The sequence below is a fragment of the Streptomyces filipinensis genome, from assembly GCF_014649495.1.
Classification (GTDB): domain Bacteria; phylum Actinomycetota; class Actinomycetes; order Streptomycetales; family Streptomycetaceae; genus Streptomyces; species Streptomyces filipinensis.
The window spans coordinates 1-15221 of sequence record NZ_BMTD01000027.1 but is presented as its reverse complement, the minus strand read 5'-3'; the positions used below and the strand labels follow the sequence as shown (position 1 = coordinate 15221).

Genomic DNA, 15221 nt, shown 5'->3' with positions numbered 1-15221 from the left:
GAACGGAAGGGTGACCGCCCTCACAGGGCGGGAGATAGTCACGGCATTCCCCAGTAACGCCCGGACGTGAGCCGCACGCCGGTTGTTCGCCGACGAAGACGTCAAGGAGGGCAGTCGTGGCCGCCAGCACCCCCGACACGGCACCTGCCGCACCCCGCGTGAAGCGGGACCGGACCCACTACCTGTACATCGCCGTCATCGTGGCGGTCGCGCTCGGCATCGCCGTCGGCCTCATCTGGCCCGACGCGGCGGTGCAGCTGAAACCGCTCGGTGCCGGCTTTGTGAACCTGATCAAGATGATGATCTCGCCGATCATCTTCTGCACGATCGTGATCGGTATCGGGTCCGTCCGCAAGGCCGCCAAGGTCGGTGCCGTGGGCGGTATCGCCCTCGGCTACTTCCTCGTGATGTCGCTCGTCGCGCTCGCCATCGGGCTCGTCGTCGGTAACGTGCTCCACCCGGGTGACGGGCTGCACGTGACCGACGCGATCAGGCAGACCGGTCACGCCCAGGTGGACAGCAAGGCGCTCGGACCCGTCGACTTCGTGCTGTCGATCATCCCGGCCACCTTCGTCTCCGCCTTCACCGGGGGCCAGGTCCTGCAGACGCTGCTGATCGCCCTGCTCGCCGGCTTCGCGCTGCAGGCCATGGGCCCGGCCGGGCAGCCGGTGCTGCGCGGTGTCGAGCACCTCCAGCGGCTCGTCTTCCGCATCCTGTCGATGGTCATGTGGGCGGCGCCGGTCGGCGCGTTCGGTGCCATCGCCGCGGTGGTGGGTTCGGCCGGCCTCGACGCGCTGAAGAGCCTCGCCGTGCTGATGCTCGGCTTCTACGTCACCTGTGCGCTGTTCGTCTTCGTGGTGCTGGGCGCGATCCTGCGGATCGTCGCCGGACTCAACATCTTCCTCCTCTTCAAGTACCTGGCGCGCGAGTTCCTGCTGATCCTGTCCACCTCGTCCTCCGAGTCCGCGCTGCCGCGGCTGATCGCGAAGATGGAGCACCTGGGCGTCAGCAAGCCCGTCGTCGGTATCACCGTGCCGACCGGTTACTCCTTCAACCTCGACGGCACGATGATCTACATGACCATGGCGTCGCTGTACATCGCGGACGCGCTGGGTACGCCGATGTCGGTGGGCGAGCAGATTCCGCTGCTGCTGTTCCTGCTGCTGGCGTCCAAGGGCGCGGCGGGGGTCAGCGGGGCGGGTCTGGCCACCCTGGCCGGCGGTCTGCAGTCGCACAAGCCGGCGCTGGTCGACGGGGTCGGTCTGATCGTCGGCATCGACCGGTTCATGAGCGAGGCGCGGGCGCTGACGAACTTCGCGGGCAACGCGGTCGCCACGGTGCTCGTGGGCACCTGGACCAAGGAGATCGACAAGGTGCGCGTGCGGCAGGTGCTGGCCGGTGAGCTGCCGTTCGACGAGACCACGCTGCTGGACGAGAACCAGCGGACGGTCGCCGAGGTCCCCGAGGCCCGCGAGGACGGGGAGAAGGAGCTGGCCAAGGCCTGATCCACCCGGAAGAACTCCGGACGTCCGGCCCCGCCTGAACCCGGGCCGGGCGTCCGGGATCCACGGCCGGGCGGCCGGGTCTCCCCCGTACCTCGGCCGCCCGGCTCCTCCTTCGTCTACGCACTCACCCTGGCCACCAGCGCGGTGGCCAGCGAGGCGGGCACGCCCGCCGCGGTCAGGACCGTGACCGTGGCCGAGCGGCCCGCCTCCTGTGCTGTGACCAGACCGTCGTTCACCGCCTCCATCACGGCGAAGAGCATCTGCTCGTGCACGTACGCCAGCGCCTGCGCCGGCAGCGGGGAGCTGAACGCACCTTCGTCCAGGCCCTGTTGGAGCAGCCGCACCTTGTTGGCACGCAGCGGGGCGAGGCGTTCGCGGATGCCCTGGACGGTGACCGTGCGCTGGGCGAGTGCGATCAGCAGGCGGTAGCGGTCGGCGATCGCCCAGATCGCGAGGACCGACCGGGCCACCGCCTCCGCCGGGTCCGTCACCCCCTCACGCACCGTCGTGTCCGCGTCCGTCAGGGCCTGCACCGCCTCGTCGACGAGGGTGCTGATCAGGGCCTCGCGGCTGGGGAAGTGGCCGTACACCGTCCGGCGCACGACTCCGGCCGCGCGCGCGATCTGGTCCATGGAGGCGTCGGGGTCGCGCAGCAGTTCGGCGAGGGCGACGTCGAGGATGCGGCGCCGGTTGGCGTCGGCGCGGCTGGGGTTACCCGTGGTCATGGCAGTCATTCTGCACGTCCTCTCGCGAGTTGCACGGCACTGTGCAACGGCGTACATTGCACATGGTTGTGCAATTGCACGCCACTGTGCAAATTCTGGACTGTACGTACCGTCGCGTATCCGAGGAAGGCGACCCCTGCCATGCGACTCGTCATGACCGAACCGGTCGAGAAGATGGAGCGCCCCTACGCCCGGCGCTGGTGGGCACTGCTCGTGCTGTGCCTGAGCCTGCTGATCATCGTGATGGCGAACACCGCCCTCACGGTCGCCGCGCCCGACATGACGAAGGACCTCGGGCTGACCAGCGCCGACCTGCAGTGGGTGATCGACGGCTACACCGTCCCCTACGCGGCGCTGATGCTGCTGCTCGGCGCGATCGGCGACAAGTACAGCCGGCGCGGGGCGCTCGTCCTCGGGCTGGTCGTCTTCGGCGCGGGCGCGGTCTTCGGGTACCTCGCCGACAGCGCGGCGACCGTCATCGCGGCCCGCGCCGTGATGGGCGTCGGCGCGGCGCTGATCATGCCCGCCACGCTCTCCCTGCTGGCCGCGACCTTCCCGCGCGCCGAGCGCGCCAAGGCGATCGTCCTGTGGACCGCCACCGCCGGGCTCGCCATCGCCGCCGGACCGGTCGTCGCCGGAGCCCTGCTGCGCGACCACGGCTGGTCCTCGACCTTCCTGATCAACGTGCCCATCGCGGCCGTCGCGATCGTCGCCGCCTTCGTGCTCATCCCGCCGTCCAGGGCCGGCCACCACGACCGCATCGACTACGTCGGCGGACTGCTGTCGGTGATCTGGACCGGCTCGCTCGTCTACATGATCATCGAAGGCCCGCACTTCGGCTGGGGCGTCAAGGCGGTCACGGCGGCCGTGGTCGCGGGCGTCGGCCTGGTCGCCTTCGTCGTCTGGGAGCTGCGCCACCCCCGCCCGATCCTGGACGTCCGCCGCTTCGCGCACCGCCGCTTCGCCGGCTCCAACCTCGCCGTCGCCCTGTTCTTCCTGGCCGTCTTCGGCGCCTTCTACTACCTCACCCAGCACCTGCAGTTCGTCCTCGGCTACGACGCCCTGCAGACCGGCGTACGGATGCTCCCGCTGGCCGGCGCGGTCTTCGTCGGCTCGGCCCTGACCGGCTTCCTCACCCCGCGCATCGGCATGAAGATCACCGTGACCGCGGGCATGGTCGGCGGCACCACGGCGCTGGCACTGCTGACCCGGGTCGACGCGGGCTCGACGTACACCGACTTCGTGGCCCCCCTGATCATCCTCGGCCTGGCCATCGGCCTCGCCCTCTCGCCCTGCACCGACGCCATCATGGGCGCCTTCCCCGAGTCCGAGCTGGGCGTCGGCGGCGCGGTCAACGACACCTCGCTGGAACTCGGCGGCTCGCTCGGCATCGCCATCCTCGGCTCGCTGCTCGCCACGTCGTACGGCAACCACCTCTCCGACGCCACCGCCGGCAGCAAGCTCCCGGCGAGCGCCCTGGACACCGCGCAGGACTCCGTCGGCGCCGGATACGCCGTCGCCCAGGGCATCGGCGACAAGGCGCAGCAGCTGGCGGCGAAGGCGGCGCACACCAGCGACCCGCAGCAGGCGGCCCAGCTCAAGCAGCAGGCCGGCGAACTCGCCGCCGGCGCCCGGCAGATGGCCGACGCGGTCGGCTCCTCCTTCTCCGACGCCGTCGCCCACACCAGCCTGGTCGGTGCGGTGGTCCTCGGCATCGGCACGGTCCTCGTGGGCTTCCTGCTGCCGCGCCGTGAGGCCGTCGCGGCGGAGGTGAAGAAGGAGGAGAAGGAACTGGCGAAAGCCGGAGCCAACTGATCTCCGCCCGCTCCCATCCACTAACGTGCCGTCCCGGACCAACCGGAACGGCACGTTCGTGCGGGGCGTCCGTACGTGTGACGAACCAGTACGTGTAACGGAGGCACGGGGGATGAAGATCGACTGGGACCGGCGGACCTGCGCGCGCAAGGGCCATGTGACCTACGCGCCCGACGACCCCCGGCTGCGGATCCGGTTGCGCGCCGAGACCGCGCTCGGGGACGTGTGGCGCTGCCTGCGCTGCGGGGACTTCGTACTGGGCGAGCCGCACGGCTCGGGACCGGCCGCCGACGCCCCGCTGGTGCCGCGCGGCAAGGTGCTGCGGGACCTGTTCATCCTCCGCTTCCTGGCGATCGAGCGGGCCGTGCGCGGGGTGTTCATCGTGCTGGTCGCGGTGGCGGTGTGGAAGTTCAGCAACAGCCAGGACGCGGTGCGCCGGCTGTTCAACGAGAACCTGGACGTCTTCCGCCCCGTGTTCAGGCACTTCCACTACGACCTGGACCACTCGCCGGTCGTCGGCTCCATCCAGAAGGCGTTCGGCTACAAGCACTCCACCCTGCTCCTGGTCGCCGCCCTGCTGCTCGCCTACGCCGTGATCGAGCTGGTCGAAGCGGTCGGCCTCTGGTACGCCAAGCGCTGGGCGGAGTACCTGACGGTCGTCGCCACCGCCGCCTTCCTCCCGCTGGAGATCTACGAACTCACGGAGAAGGTGAGCTATCTGAAGATCGCCACGCTGGTCCTCAACATCCTCGCGGTCCTCTACATCGCCCTGGCCAAGCGTCTGTTCGGGCTGCGCGGCGGCCGCCGCAAGTTCGAGGAGGAGCGGCACAGCGCCTCCCTGATGGAGGTCGAGGAGTCGGCCGGGCTGTCCGTCTGACCCGCGCCGGGGACCCGGCCCTCAGCGGGCCCGCGCGGACTCCGTCAGCCGGGTCAGCTCCTCCCGCGTCAGCACCAGCTCGGCGGCCCCCGCCGAGTCCTGGATCGTCTGCGGACGGCTCGCGCCCGGGATGGGGACGACGGTCGGGGAGAGCGACAGCAGCCAGGCCAGACACACCTGCTGGGGACTGACCCCGCGCTCCCGGGCCAGCTCGTGGAAGGCGCGGTGGCGCGCACCGGTGACCTGCCGCGACGGGCCGTCCAGGGAGCTGCGGGAGATTCCGCCGAGAGGACTCCAGGGCAGGAACGCCAGGCCGAGTTCCGCGCACAGCCGCAGCTCGGGCTCGCTGTCACGGACGTCGGGGGAGTAGCGGTTCTGTACGGAGACCAGGCGGTCGCCGAGGACGCTACGGGCCCGCAGGATCTGGTCGGCGGTCACGTTCGACAGACCGGCCAGGCGGATCTTGCCCTCGTCGAGCAGGTCGCGCAGGGCGCCGACCGACTCCTCGAACGGGACGGCGGGGTCGGGCCGGTGCAGCTGGTAGAGGCCGATCGCCTCGACGCCGAGCCGCTTCAGGGAGGCCTCCGCGGCCGACCTGAGGTGCCGGGGCGTGCCCGTCGTCGTCCAGCTGCCGTCGGCCGGACGGCCCCGGCCGCCCTTGGTGGCCAGCAGCACACCGTCGGTGTCGCCGCCGTAGGTCGCGAGGGCGCGGGCGAGGAGGAGTTCGTTGTGGCCGGGCTCCTGGCCCGGCAGGTGGTAGGAGTCAGCGGTGTCCAGCAGGGTCACGCCCGCGTCCAGCGCCGCGTGGACGGTGGCGAGGGCGCGGGCCTCGTCCGGCCGGCCCTCGATCGACAGCGGCATGGCACCGAGCCCCACCGCGCTCACCTTCAGATCACCGATGTCGCGGTACCGCACCTCAGGCGTCCTTTCCCAGGGTCTCGGCCACGGCCTTCGGCAGCCACTGCCGTACGTCGTCGAAGGGGAAACCGAGCCCCGCGGCCCGGGAGTTGTCCATGGCGTAACGGCGGCGGAAGGCGAAGGGGGAGAGCTCGCCGGACCCGGTCACCTCGATGCGCACCTCGCCCCCGGGCAGGTGTGCCGCCACCGCGGCGCACAGCTCGTCCAGGGTGAGCAGACCGTCGGAGGCGGCGTTCACCGGGCCCGTGAAGTCCGCCCCGGCCGCCCAGAACAGGAAGTCGGCGATCTCCTCGACGTGGATGTACGTGGCCGGGTGCGCGACCGGCGGCACGGCGATGGGCGCGCCGGTGCGCACGCGGTGGGCGTAGTGCTCCAGCCGGCCGGTGAAGTCGTCGTCGCCGCCCAGCACATGGGCGACGCGCACCGACACGAACGGGAGGCCGGAGCCCGTGAACACCGCCTCGGCCTGCCGCTTGCCCTCGCCGTAGTGCGCCTCGGCGAACTCCGGCTCCTCCCAGGGCAGTTCCAGGTCCACGGCGACCGTACGCGGATCGACCGCGCTCTCCGGCACCGGCACCGCCGAGTCCTCGCGCTCGTACACCTCCACCGTCGACGTCATCACATAGCGTCCGGTGCGGCCCGCGAAGACCCGGCGTGCGGTCATCGCCTGGCGCGGGGTGTAGCAGACCTGGTCGATGACGACGTCGAAGGTGCGGCTGCCGATCGCGTCGCTCAGCGCCTTCTCGTCGTCGCGGTCGGCCACCAGATGCTCCGCGCCCGGCGGCGGCGCCGAAGATCCCCGGTTCAGGACCGTGACCCGGTCGCCGGCCGTCAGCAGTCGCGCGATCAGCCGCTTGCCGAAGTAGCGGTTGCCGCCGATGACCAGTACCTCGCGTGCCTCTGTCATGATCATAATTTTCCGGGCCGGACGGGCCGCTCTGAAGGGGGAGACATGGGAGATCAGGCGACCTCGCCGAAAGAACAGCGCCGTCCGCGCGCCGGCGCCGTGGAAACACCGGTCGCCCTCGACGGGGTGGACCGGCGGATTCTCGGACTGCTCCAGACCGACGGGCGGATCAAGCTCAGCGAACTGGGCCGGCGGGTCAGTCTGAGCCCGGCGGCCGTGGCCGAGCGGGTGCGCCGGCTGGAGGCGGCCGGCGTGGTCGAGGGCTACGGCGCCCAGGTCGTGCCGGCCCGGCTCGGCTACGGCATCCAGGCCTTCATCCGGGTGAACCCGCACGGCGGCTACACCCTCAAGCACCCGAGGACCCTGGAGCTGACCGGCCGCCCGGAGATCATCGAGGTCCACCACGTGGTGGGCGAGGACTGCTGGATCCTCAAGGTCGCCGTCACCGACACCGTCCACCTGGAGGAGATCCTGGAGCAGACCTCGGCGCTGGGCCGGACCACGACGTCGGTCGTGCTGTCCTCACCGGTGCGCCGGAAGCCGCTGCTGCCTCCGGCCCGGGGCGAGGACCACCGCTTGCCCTGACGCCGACGTCAACCCCTACGGTCGTAGACATGCGAATCGGCGAGCTGGCCGCACGGGCCGGGACCACCACCCGCGCCCTGCGCTACTACGAGGCACGCGGGCTGCTGCCGGCCCGGCGGGACGGCAACGGACACCGCACGTACGACGAGGCCGACCTCCGGCTGCTGGACCAGATCCGCACGCTGCGGGACTTCGGGTTCGAGCTGGAGGAGACGCGGCCCTTCGTGGAGTGCCTGCGCTCCGGGCACCCGGAGGGCGACTCCTGCCCGGCCTCGCTCGCGGTCTACCGGCGCAAGCTGGACGAGCTGGACGCGCTCATCGGGCAGCTGTCGGCGGTGCGGGAGACGGTCGCCGGGCAGCTGCGGCGGGCGGAGTCGGCCCGCGACGCGCTGGCCGCCGAGGCGCTGGTTCCGGGTGGCCCGGAACCCGGGTGCGAGCTGGGAGGGCTTTCGCGATGAGCTTGGTGAGCGGACTGGCCGAGGTGACGGACGCGGATTTCGAGGCGGAGGTGAAGGGATCGGACCTGCCCGTGCTGGTGCAGTTCACGGCCGACTGGTGCGGGCCGTGCCGGCAGCTCGCGCCGGTGCTGAAGGACATCGCCTTCGAGGAGGGCGACCGGCTGAAGGTCGTACAGCTCGACGTGGACCGCAATCCGCAGACGACCATCGCCTACGGCGTGCTGTCCACGCCGACCCTGATGGTCTTCCGGGCCGGTGAGCCGGTGCGGTCGATGGTGGGCGCGCGGCCCAAGCGGCGGCTGCTGGAGGAGCTGGCCGACGTGCTGTAAAGCGGTCCCGGTACGGAAAAATCCCCTGAGCAATTGCGCTCGGGGGATTTCTGTGCATATATTCAGTGGTTCGCGACTTCATTTTCAAATTGGTCGCGGGAAGTTCACTGTGCACAGTGTATCCGGGCGGGAGTGGAATTGTCAAACAGCGACGTGGCGAACACCGAATTTCCAGACGACGAATTGCGGAACGAGCAGCAATTCATCGACGGACTGTACGCGCGCGTGGACGTGCTGCGCGGCGCGGCCGAGACGTCGGTCGCGGACGCGCTCGCCCAGGGCGACAAGCCCATGCAGGCCCGGCTCGAACGGGACATCCTGGTCGCCGAGCGCTCGGGGCTGCTGGCGGCCCTGGACGCCGTCGACGGCTCGCTCTGCTTCGGCCGGATCGACCCGGCCGGCGGCCCCGCCCGCCACATCGGCCGGATCGGGCTGCGCGAGGACGACGCCGAGCGCACCCCGGTCCTCATCGACTGGCGGGCCGACGTCGCCCGCCCCTTCTACCTGGCCACCGGGCACACCCCGATGGGCCTGCGCCGCCGCCGGCACATCACCACCCAGGGCCGGACCGTGACCTCCCTGCACGACGAGATCCTCGACCTCGGCGACGCCACCCGCACCGGCTACGAGGACCACGACGCCGACGCCGTACTGCTGGCCGCGCTGAACTCGGCGCGCACCGGCCGCATGAGCGACATCGTGCAGACCATCCAGGCCGAGCAGGACGAGATCATCCGGGCGCCGTACCGCGGTGTGCTGGTGGTCGAGGGCGGACCGGGCACCGGCAAGACGGCGGTCGCGCTGCACCGGGCGGCCTATCTCCTCTACGAACACCGGGAGCTGCTGGCCCGCCGGGCCGTGCTCATCGTCGGCCCCAATCCCGCCTTCCTCGGCTACATCGGCGAGGTGCTGCCCTCCCTCGGGGAGACCGGCGTGCTGCTGGCCACGGTCGGTGAGCTGTTCCCCGGGGTGAGGGCGAGCGCCACCGACACCCCCGAGGCGGCCGCCGTGAAGGGCCGCGCCGACATGGCGGACGTGCTGGCGGCCGTCGTACGCGACCGGCAGGCCCTGCCCGACCCGGTCATCACGGTCGAGCACGACCGCGAGGTGCTCATGCTGGACGACGGCCTGGTGAGCGTCGCCCGCGAGCGCACCCGTGCGGCGCGGCTGCCGCACAACGCGGCCCGCGAGTACTTCGAGGGCCACATCCTCAACACCCTCACCGAGCTGTACGCCGAGCGCGTGGGCACCGACCCGTACGACGGCAGCAGCATGCTCGACGCCTCCGACATCACCCAGATCCGCGACGAACTCGCCGAGAACCCCGAGGTCTGGTCCGCCGTCGACCGGCTGTGGCCGCGGATCACCCCGCAGCGACTGGTCGCCGACTTCCTCGCGGAGCCGGAGGGATATCTGAGCGACGAGGACGCGGCCGCCGTCCGGCGCCCGGTGACCCGCGCCTGGACCGTGGCGGACGTCCCGCTGCTCGACGAGGCGGCCGAACTCCTCGGCGAGGACGACCGGTGGGCGCGGGCCCGCGCCGAGCGCGAGCGCGAGACCCAGGTGGCCTACGCGCAGGGCGTCCTGGACGTCTCCTACGCCTCCCGGACCTACGAGTTCGAGGACAAGGAGGACAGCGATCCCGACGCGTCCGAAGTGCTGTCGGCCCACGACATCATCGACGCGGAGCGGTTCGCCGAGCGGCACGAGGAGGCGGACCACCGCAGCGCCGCCGAGCGGGCCGCGGCCGACCGGACCTGGGCGTTCGGGCACATCATCGTGGACGAGGCGCAGGAGCTGTCGCCGATGGCCTGGCGGCTGCTGATGCGGCGCAGCCCGACCCGCTCGATGACCCTGGTCGGCGACCCGGCCCAGACCGCGGAGGCGGCGGGCGTCGGCTCCTGGTCGGACATCCTCGCCCCCTACGTCGAGGACCGCTGGGAGCACACCCGACTAGGCGTCAACTACCGCACGCCGTCCGAGATCATGGAGCTGGCAGCCGCCGTGGTCCGCGCCGAGCACCCGGACTTCGAGCCGCCCAGCTCGGTCCGTTCGACCGGGGTACGGCCCTGGGTGCGGCAGGCGCACGACGACCTGCCCGGCGCGGTGGCCGAGGCCGTCGCCGAACTGGTCCCGGCGGAGGGCAGGTTGGCGGTGATCGCCCCGCGTGAGCTGCACCGCCGGCTGGCGGCCCGGCTGGACGACGTCACCGCGGGTACCGAACCCGACCTGACGCGGAAGGTCGTCCTGCTCGATCCGCGCCAGTCCAAGGGGCTCGAATTCGACTCCGTCCTGGTGGTCGAGCCGGGGCGGTACGGCACCAGCGACCTGTACGTGGCCCTGACCAGGGCCACCCAGCGCCTGGGTGTGGTGCACACGGGGGAATTGCCGAAGGCACTGGCCGGGGCCTTCGGGTAACGCGCGGTCAGCGGGAGGCGACAGAGGGTGCCCCGGCCGCCTGACTCGTGAGCCCACCGGGACGGGCGTACGGTGGAGAGGTGCGAGCGCAGGCGCGCCGGGCACCGAACCGCCGGTGCCCCAGGGTTCTCCGGGCGCTCGCTCGCAGTGTCCGCGCCCGTGCGCGAACCCTTCACGCACCTCACGGAGTTCCGGGGGGCATTCTCGCCGCTACTTCCCGAACGAAGGGATTCCCATGCGGATCACGACCACACTCATGCGCCGTCTGTGCGCCACCGTCTGTGCGGCTCCCCTGCTGCTCACCGGAGCGGCCGGCGCCGGGGCCGCGGTGAACCTCGCCCCCGCCGCCTCGCCCGGCGAGATCCTGCAACTGGTCAACGCCGAGCGGGCCAAGGCCAACTGCCCCGCCCTGCACGAGAACGCGCAGCTGACCAAGGCCGCGCAGACGTTCGCGGACGACGCGAGCAAGAACCACCTGACCAGCCACACCGGTTCCGACGGCTCCAGCTACACCCAGCGCATCAAGGACGCCGGCTACAACGCGGGGCCGTCGGCGGAGAACATGTCCTGGGGGACCACCGACGCCAAGACGATCGTCGACGGTTGGATGAACAGCCAGAAGGGCCACCGCGAGGCCATCCTCAACTGCTCGTACAAGGACACCGGCGTCGCCGTCAGCGGCGACTACGCCGTCCAGGTCTTCGCGTCGCCCGGGTGAGGGGGGCCGCCCCTAGGCCGGCCGCAGCCACACCGTGGCCAGCGGTGGCAGCGTCAACCGGATGCTCGCAGGGCGCCCGTGCGCGCCCTGTGGCTCCGGTTTGACCGGGTCCGGATGGACCACGTCCCCGCCGCCGTAGCGGGCCGCGTCGGTGTTCAGGACCTCCAGCCAGGCCGGGACGTCCTCGGGGACGCCCAGGCGGTAGTCGTGGCGGACCACCGGTGCCAGATGGGAGACCGCGAGCAGCGGCGAGCCGTCGGCGTCCAGGCGCAGGAAGGCGAAGACGTTGTCGTCCGCCGCGTCCCCGGTGATCCACTGGAAGCCCGCCGGGTCGGTGTCCCGCTGCCACAGGGCCGGGGTCGCCCGGTACACCCCGTTCAGGTCCCGGACGAGATCCCGTACGCCCCGGTGGTCGGCCGCGGCACCGTAGGCGGGGTCGAGCAGCCACCAGTCGGGGCCGTGCGCCTCGGACCACTCGGCGCCCTGGGCGAACTCCTGGCCCATGAAGAGCAGCTGCTTGCCGGGGTGGGCCCACATGAAGCCCAGATAGGCGCGGTGGTTCGCGCGCTGCTGCCACCAGTCACCGGGCATCTTCGACACCAGCGACCGTTTGCCGTGCACGACCTCGTCGTGGGAGATCGGCAGGACGTAGTTCTCGCTGTAGGCGTACACCATCGAGAAGGTCATCTCGTGGTGGTGGTACCTGCGGTGGACCGGCTCGTGGGCCAGGTACTGCAGCGAGTCGTGCATCCAGCCCATGTTCCACTTCAGGCCGAAGCCCAGCCCGCCGAAGCCGCTCGGGCCCTTGTGGTGGGTCGGGCGGGTGACGCCGTCCCAGGCCGTCGACTCCTCGGCGATGGTGACCACGCCCGGGCAGCGCCGGTAGACCGTGGCGTTCATCTCCTGCAGGAAGGCCACCGCGTCCAGGTTCTCCCGGCCGCCGTGCTCGTTCGGCGTCCACTGGCCGGGCTCGCGCGAGTAGTCGAGGTAGAGCATCGAGGCGACCGCGTCCACGCGCAGGCCGTCGATGTGGAACTCCTCGCACCAGTACACGGCGTTGGCGACCAGGAAGTTGCGCACCTCGCGGCGCCCGAAGTCGAACTCCAGGGTGCCCCAGTCGGGATGCGCGGCCCGCAGCGGGTCGTGGTGCTCGTACAGCGGGCGCCCGTCGAACTCGGCCAGCGCCCAGTCGTCGCGCGGGAAGTGCGCCGGGACCCAGTCCATCAGCACCCCGATGCCGGCCTGGTGCAGCCTGTCCACCAGGTACTTGAAGTCGTCCGGGGTGCCGAGCCGGGCCGTCGGTGCGTAGAAGCCGGTGACCTGGTAGCCCCAGGAGCCGCCGAAGGGGTGCTCGGCGACCGGCATCAGCTCGACATGCGTGAAGCCCATCTCCTGGACGTACGCCGGCAGTTGCTCCGCCAGCTGGCGGTACGTCAGGCCGGGCCGCCAGGAGGGCAGATGGACCTCGTAGACGGAGAACGGCGCCTCGTGCACCGGCGTGTCGGCCCGGTGCGCCATCCACTCCGCGTCGGCCCACTCGTGGTGCGAGGCGTGCACGATGGACGCGGTGGCGGGCGGCACCTCGGTACGGCGGGCCAGCGGATCGGCGCGCAGGGTGCGCGAACCGTCCGGGCGGGTGATCTCGAACTTGTACACCTCGCCCTCGCCGATCCCCGGCACGAACAGCTCCCAGACCCCCGACGAGCCCAGTGAACGCATCGGGAAGCCCGTCGCGTCCCAGCAGTTGAAGCCGCCCGCGACCCGCACTCCGCGCGCGTCGGGCGCCCACACCGCGAACCGGGTGCCGGTGACGCCCTGGTGGGTGGTCACCTGGGCGCCGAGCGCCCGCCACAGCTGCTCGTGCCGGCCCTCGCCGATCAGGTGCAGGTCCAGCTCGCCGAGGGCGGGCAGGAAGCGGTAGGGATCCTCGGTGTCCAGGACGCCGCCCTCGTACGCCACCAGCAGCCGGTAGTCCGGTACCTCCGCGAGGGGCAGCGATCCCGAGAAGAACCCGTCGCCGTCGTCGTGCAGTTCGGCCCGCAGTGCGCCGGCGACGACCGTGACGGACCGCGCGTACGGCCTGAGGACACGGAAGACGACGCCCTTCTTCACCGGGTGCGCGCCGAGCACGGCGTGCGGGTCGTGGTGGGTGCCCTGCAGCAGCCGCTCGCGGTCGGCGCGGCGGACGGCGGCATCCGGGGTGTTCCTCAACGTGGCCGGCTTCTTGGTCGTCACGGACGAGCCTCCTGGTCTACGCGGCGAGGCGACGGATCGCCGAGAGCGGTACGGGGAGCCAGTCGGGGCGGTGCCGGGCCTCGTAGACGACCTCGTAGACCGCCTTGTCGGTCTCGAAGGCCCGCAGCAGCACCGGGTCGGTGCGCGGGTCGCGGCCGGTCACGTCCGCGTACCCGGAGCAGTAGGCGGCCCGGCACCCGCGCGCCCAGTCCGGCGCGGGCGGGCTCACCGAGTGGGCCGCGTAGTCGAAGGAGCGCAGCATCCCCGCGATGTCCCGCACCGGCGGCTGCGGCATGCGCCGTTCGGCGGGCGGCCGGGCCGGCTCCCCCTCGAAGTCGATCAGTGACCAGTCGCCGGAGGCCGAGCGCAGACACTGGCCCAGGTGCAGATCGCCGTGGATGCGCTGGGCGGTCCAGGTGCGGCCCTCGGTGGCGAGCCCGGCCAGCGCTTGGTAGGCGGAGCGCAACCCGCTCTCGTACGGCCGCAGGCCGGGCACGGCCTGGACGGCGGCCTCCAGCCGCTCGGTCATCCCGTCGACCAGCGACTGCAGCTGGGTGTGGCCCAGCGTGACCGTCGGCAGGGCGCGGGCGAGCGCGGTGTGCACCTCGGCCGTGGCCCGGCCCAGCGCCCGCGCCTCGGCGGCGAAGTCCTCGCCCTTGGCCAGCTCGCGCAGCGCCAGCTCCCAGCCGTCGCTCGCCCCGCTGACGAAGGGCTGCAGCACCGCCAGGACGTACGGCTCCGTCCCCAGCTCGGCGTGCAGCCAGGCGGTCGGGGCCGGCACCCGGGGGCATCCCTCGCGGGCCAGCGCCAGGGGTATCTCCAGGTCCGGGTTGATGCCGGGCACCACCCGGCGCAGCAGCTTCAGGATGAACGTATCGCCGTAGACCACCGACGAGTTGGACTGCTCGGCGGTCATCAGGCGGGCCACGAGCCCCTCGCGGATCTCCTGGCCCGGGTCCCGCTCGAAACGCAGCCCGTCGATGCGGGCGCGGGTGCGCAGGGCCTCCAGCAGCACCTCGGCGGGCCGGGGGTCGTACAGGGCCTCGTACACCGTGCGTCCGGCGAGCGGCCCGTCCTCCACATGTCCGATCAGCGCGGGCGCCAGCCGGGGCGGCAGCGCCTCGCGCACGCCTATGAGGAGCTGGTAGCAGTCGCCCGGATGGGGCTCGGCGCCCAGCGCGGACGGCTGGTGGACGCGCAGGAGCAGGTGGTACAGGCCCAGCCGACTGGCGGGTGGCAGCAGTTCGGTGGCGGCCACGGGGGTGAACCCGGTGACCGGCCGGCCCTTGCCGGCGAACCAGCGCTGCCTCGGCAGCCACTCGCGCAACAAGGGGTCCAGCGAGGCGAGGAGGGAGCTGGTGGTGCCGGAAGAGGTGACCGTTTCCGCCATGGGCGTCACGTCCTTTCCCCGGAACGCGAGGGGGGTGTCACTTCTGCGTGCCCCGGGTGGGGCGGGGGAAACCGCCCCACCACAAGGGTTTACGCCGCGTCCCGGCGCAGCCGGAACCAGTAGAAGCCGTGCCCCGCGAGGGTGAGCAGGTACGGCAGCTCGCCGATCGCCGGGAAGCGGACCCCGCCGAACAGTTCGACCGGGTGCCGCCCGCCGAACCGGCTCAGGTCCAGCTCCGTGGGCTGCGCGAAGCGGGAGAAGTTGTGGACGCACAGCACCAGGTCGTCCTCGAACTCGCGCAGGAAGGCGAGCACCGCCGGGTTGGAGGACTGCAGCTCGTT

14 protein-coding genes are annotated in these 15221 nt (G+C 71.7%); 8 read left to right on the top strand and 6 right to left on the bottom strand.

Annotated elements, in window-relative coordinates:
* Positions 1-116: 116 nt before the first annotated feature.
* The gene (locus IE244_RS37285; RefSeq protein ID WP_191878018.1) at positions 117-1505 is read left to right on the top strand and encodes a cation:dicarboxylate symporter family transporter; all 1389 of its coding nucleotides are present in this window, start codon (positions 117-119) and stop codon (positions 1503-1505) included.
* Between the two features lie 116 nt (positions 1506-1621).
* Here IE244_RS37285 and IE244_RS37280 read toward each other — a convergent pair whose 3' ends face one another.
* Entirely contained in the window at positions 1622-2239 is a 618-nt protein-coding gene (locus tag IE244_RS37280; protein WP_191878017.1) for a TetR/AcrR family transcriptional regulator, read from the bottom strand.
* Positions 2240-2371: 132 nt separating this feature from the next.
* On the opposite strand from IE244_RS37280, the gene IE244_RS37275 reads away from it, so the two are divergent.
* Both IE244_RS37275 and IE244_RS37270 read left to right on the top strand, forming a co-directional pair.
* Positions 2372-4045 (top strand): MFS transporter, encoded by a 1674-nt coding sequence (locus IE244_RS37275; protein WP_191878016.1) that lies wholly within the window; start codon positions 2372-2374, stop codon positions 4043-4045.
* Positions 4046-4157: 112 nt separating this feature from the next.
* A complete protein-coding gene (locus IE244_RS37270) occupies positions 4158-4922 on the top strand; it encodes a DUF2127 domain-containing protein (protein ID WP_191878015.1) in 765 nt (254 codons plus the stop codon).
* 21 nt (positions 4923-4943) lie between these two features.
* Here the strand turns inward: IE244_RS37270 and IE244_RS37265 are convergent, their stop codons facing one another.
* Both IE244_RS37265 and IE244_RS37260 read right to left on the bottom strand, forming a co-directional pair.
* Positions 4944-5837, bottom strand: coding sequence for an aldo/keto reductase (locus IE244_RS37265; protein WP_191878014.1), 894 nt, complete (start codon positions 5835-5837; stop codon positions 4944-4946).
* Position 5838: 1 nt separating this feature from the next.
* Positions 5839-6747: an NAD-dependent epimerase/dehydratase family protein gene (locus IE244_RS37260; protein WP_191878013.1), complete on the bottom strand. Its 909-nt coding sequence runs from the start codon at positions 6745-6747 to the stop codon at positions 5839-5841.
* Positions 6748-6792: 45 nt separating this feature from the next.
* Here IE244_RS37260 and IE244_RS37255 point away from each other — a divergent pair, with 45 nt between their 5' ends.
* The 5 genes from IE244_RS37255 to IE244_RS37235 all read left to right on the top strand — a co-directional run bounded on the left by IE244_RS37255 (position 6793) and on the right by IE244_RS37235 (position 11255).
* A complete protein-coding gene (locus IE244_RS37255) occupies positions 6793-7332 on the top strand; it encodes an Lrp/AsnC family transcriptional regulator (RefSeq protein WP_191878012.1) in 540 nt (179 codons plus the stop codon).
* A gap of 29 nt (positions 7333-7361) precedes the next feature.
* On the top strand, positions 7362-7790 hold the full coding sequence (locus tag IE244_RS37250; protein ID WP_031171787.1) for a MerR family transcriptional regulator: 429 nt from the start codon (positions 7362-7364) through the stop codon (positions 7788-7790).
* A complete protein-coding gene (trxA, locus tag IE244_RS37245) occupies positions 7787-8119 on the top strand; it encodes a thioredoxin (protein ID WP_031171785.1) in 333 nt (110 codons plus the stop codon). The genes IE244_RS37250 and trxA overlap by 4 nt, the downstream gene beginning before the upstream one ends.
* Positions 8120-8272: 153 nt before the next feature.
* On the top strand, positions 8273-10537 hold the full coding sequence (locus IE244_RS37240) for a HelD family protein (RefSeq protein ID WP_229854678.1): 2265 nt from the start codon (positions 8273-8275) through the stop codon (positions 10535-10537).
* Between the two features lie 235 nt (positions 10538-10772).
* Positions 10773-11255, top strand: coding sequence for a CAP domain-containing protein (locus IE244_RS37235; protein ID WP_191878011.1), 483 nt, complete (start codon positions 10773-10775; stop codon positions 11253-11255).
* Positions 11256-11267: 12 nt separating this feature from the next.
* Here the strand turns inward: IE244_RS37235 and glgB are convergent, their stop codons facing one another.
* The 3 genes from glgB to IE244_RS37220 all read right to left on the bottom strand — a co-directional run.
* Positions 11268-13490 (bottom strand): 1,4-alpha-glucan branching enzyme, encoded by a 2223-nt coding sequence (gene glgB / locus IE244_RS37230; RefSeq protein ID WP_229854677.1) that lies wholly within the window; start codon positions 13488-13490, stop codon positions 11268-11270.
* Positions 13491-13506: 16 nt separating this feature from the next.
* Entirely contained in the window at positions 13507-14880 is a 1374-nt protein-coding gene (locus IE244_RS37225) for a maltokinase N-terminal cap-like domain-containing protein (RefSeq protein WP_191878010.1), read from the bottom strand.
* 89 nt (positions 14881-14969) lie between these two features.
* Positions 14970-15221, bottom strand: a 252-nt coding sequence (locus IE244_RS37220; protein ID WP_191878009.1) for an alpha-glucosidase C-terminal domain-containing protein, incomplete at its 5' end; no start/stop codon positions are given.